General features: G+C 55.5%; 2 protein-coding genes and 2 pseudogenes. All 4 read left to right on the top strand.

The window, feature by feature from the left end; genetic code table 11:
• A pseudogene (locus WBY09_RS19805) lies at positions 1–935 on the top strand (DNA-directed RNA polymerase subunit beta'); the annotation flags it as partial.
• A gap of 371 nt (positions 936–1,306) precedes the next feature.
• Complete coding sequence (gene rpsL, locus WBY09_RS19800; protein WP_008892339.1) at positions 1,307–1,678, top strand: 30S ribosomal protein S12; 372 nt, start codon at positions 1,307–1,309, stop codon at positions 1,676–1,678.
• Positions 1,679–1,690: 12 nt separating this feature from the next.
• Positions 1,691–2,158, top strand: coding sequence for a 30S ribosomal protein S7 (gene rpsG / locus WBY09_RS19795; protein ID WP_007092426.1), 468 nt, complete (start codon positions 1,691–1,693; stop codon positions 2,156–2,158).
• Between the two features lie 27 nt (positions 2,159–2,185).
• A pseudogene (locus tag WBY09_RS19790) lies at positions 2,186–2,551 on the top strand (GTP-binding protein); the annotation flags it as partial.
• Between the last annotated feature and the right edge of the window lie 76 nt (positions 2,552–2,627).

The following is a 2,627-nucleotide window of genomic DNA, read 5'->3' as shown; positions in this document are numbered from 1 at the left end:
CCCGTTACTTCCTCTCGGTTGATGCTATTCTCTCGGTCGAGAACGGTCAGAAGGTCGCCGCTGGTGACGTGCTTGCGCGTATCCCGCGTGAAGGTTCGAAAACCCGTGACATTACCGGTGGTCTGCCGCGCGTTGCCGAGCTGTTCGAAGCCCGTAAACCGAAAGAACACGCGATTATCTCGGATATCCCGGGTCGCGTCGAATTCGGCAAGGACTACAAGAACAAGCGTCGCGTCGTGGTTCATCCGCTCGAAGACTCGGGTCTGACCGAACCGGTCGAATACCTGATCCCGAAAGGCAAGCACCTTGCCGTTCAGGAAGGCGACTTCGTCGAGCAGGGCGATCAGCTTCTCGATGGTTCACCGGTTCCGCACGACATTCTGCGTGTTATGGGCGTCCCGGCACTGGCAGATTACCTGGTCAACGAGATCCAGGAAGTCTACCGTCTGCAGGGCGTGAAGATTAACGACAAGCACATCGAAGTCATCGTACGTCAGATGCTGCAGAAAGTGGAAATCACCAAACCGGGTGACACCACGCTTCTGGTTGGCGAAATCATTGACCGCGTTGATTTTGATGCCGAAAACGAACGTGCTCTTAAAGAAGGCGGCGAATTGGCCGAAGGCGCACCGGTCCTCCAGGGGATCACCAAAGCCTCGCTCCAGACGCACTCCTTCATTTCGGCCGCGTCGTTCCAGGAAACCACGCGCGTTCTTACCGAGGCAGCTGTCTCGGGCAAAACCGATACGCTTATCGGTCTGAAAGAGAACGTCATCGTGGGTCGTCTGATCCCGGCTGGTACCGGTGCGGTGATGAACCGCTTCCGTGCACTGGCTGCCGAACGCGACAAAAATGTACAGATCGAAGCAGAAGAAGAAATCGGCGACAACTTTGGTCCGCAATCCGATACTGCTTCACTGCCGGCAGGCGAATAAGTTCGTCGCGTCAGACAGTTAAAAAGAATCAGAAACGAGCCGGACTCTTATCGACGCACCGGCTCGTTTCGGCGTTTGAAGCGCCAACTCGAAGGCCCAGAGGGTTTTGCTTGACGCAAAAGGGGCCCGTCACTAGTATGCGCCCACCGAATCTAGGGGGGTGCAACTGTGCCGGTGCCGTTTTGTGCGGTAGCGGGCGGTTTTCGCCCCCCATCGCTTGAGTGCGACTCTGACGGCCGTCGAGGCAGGAACTCCTGCTTTTATGGGCGTCCGCGCGTGTTTTTGTACTTGTACAAAGACGCGTGGTCGCTCGTCGTGCGTCGATAAGAGCAACGCCCTAGTGGCGTCCGTTAAAGTAAAAGGGAAAGTTAATGCCCACTATTAACCAGTTGATCCGCAAAAAGCGGACTCCGCGCACCCAGCGCGATATGGTTCCGGCACTGGAAGCATGCCCGCAGAAACGCGGCGTTTGCACCCGTGTCTATACCACTACCCCGAAGAAGCCGAACTCGGCACTTCGTAAGGTTGCTCGTGTTCGTTTGACCAATGGCTACGAAGTTACCTCTTACATCCCGGGTGAAGGCCACAACCTGCAAGAACACTCCGTCGTAATGATCCGCGGCGGCCGTGTAAAAGACTTGCCGGGTGTCCGTTACCACATCATTCGCGGTACCCTCGATACACAGGGTGTCAAAGACCGTAAACAGCGTCGTTCGAAATACGGCGCGAAGCGTCCGAAATAAGGAGCAGCTCAGATGTCACGTCGTCACGCTGCTGAAAAGCGCGAAGTTCTGCCTGACGCCAAATATGGCGATAAGGTTCTGACCAAGTTCATGAACGGTCTGATGCTGGATGGTAAAAAATCCGCAGCTGAAAAGATCGTTTATGGTGCCCTGGAAGTTATGGAAGGCAAGGGTGCAGACCCTGTTGCCCAGTTCCACGAAGCCATGGATAACGTGAAGCCGAACGTCGAAGTTCGTTCGCGCCGTGTTGGTGGTGCTACCTACCAGGTTCCGGTTGAAGTTCGTTCCGAGCGTCGTCAGGCTCTGGCCATTCGTTGGCTGGTTGACGCTGCGCGCAAACGTTCCGAGACCACCATGGTTGGTCGTCTTGCAGGCGAACTGATGGACGCAGCCAACAACCGTGGCTCGGCCGTCAAGAAACGCGAAGATACCCACCGTATGGCCGAAGCCAACAAGGCTTTCGCTCATTATCGCTGGTAACCCAGACCTCAGGATCAAGAGTCGATTATGGTACAACGTACTCCGATCTCTCGGTATCGCAATATTGGCATCATGGCACACATCGATGCTGGTAAAACCACGACAACCGAGCGAATTCTTTTCTACACCGGCAAGTCCTACAAGATCGGCGAAGTCCACGACGGCGCCGCGACCATGGACTGGATGGAACAGGAACAGGAACGCGGCATCACGATTACGTCTGCTGCAACTACCTGCTTCTGGAACGATCACCGTGTTAACATCATTGACACCCCGGGCCACGTTGACTTCACGATTGAAGTTGAACGTTCGCTCCGCGTTCTCGATGGTGCTTGCGCGGTCTTCGATGCCGTTTCCGGTGTTGAACCGCAGACCGAAACCGTTTGGCGCCAATGACAAACGGTATGCCCAGCACAGCGTGGGCCAAAATCACCTTTACATAGCCGACAAATGCCTGATTGAGCCCAAG

It is taken from the genome of Thalassospira sp. CH_XMU1458, assembly GCF_037027205.1.
Taxonomy (GTDB): Bacteria; Pseudomonadota; Alphaproteobacteria; order Rhodospirillales; family Thalassospiraceae; genus Thalassospira; species Thalassospira tepidiphila.
The sequence above is the reverse complement of the archived record's forward strand: the minus strand, read 5'-3'. Positions and strand labels throughout refer to the sequence as shown.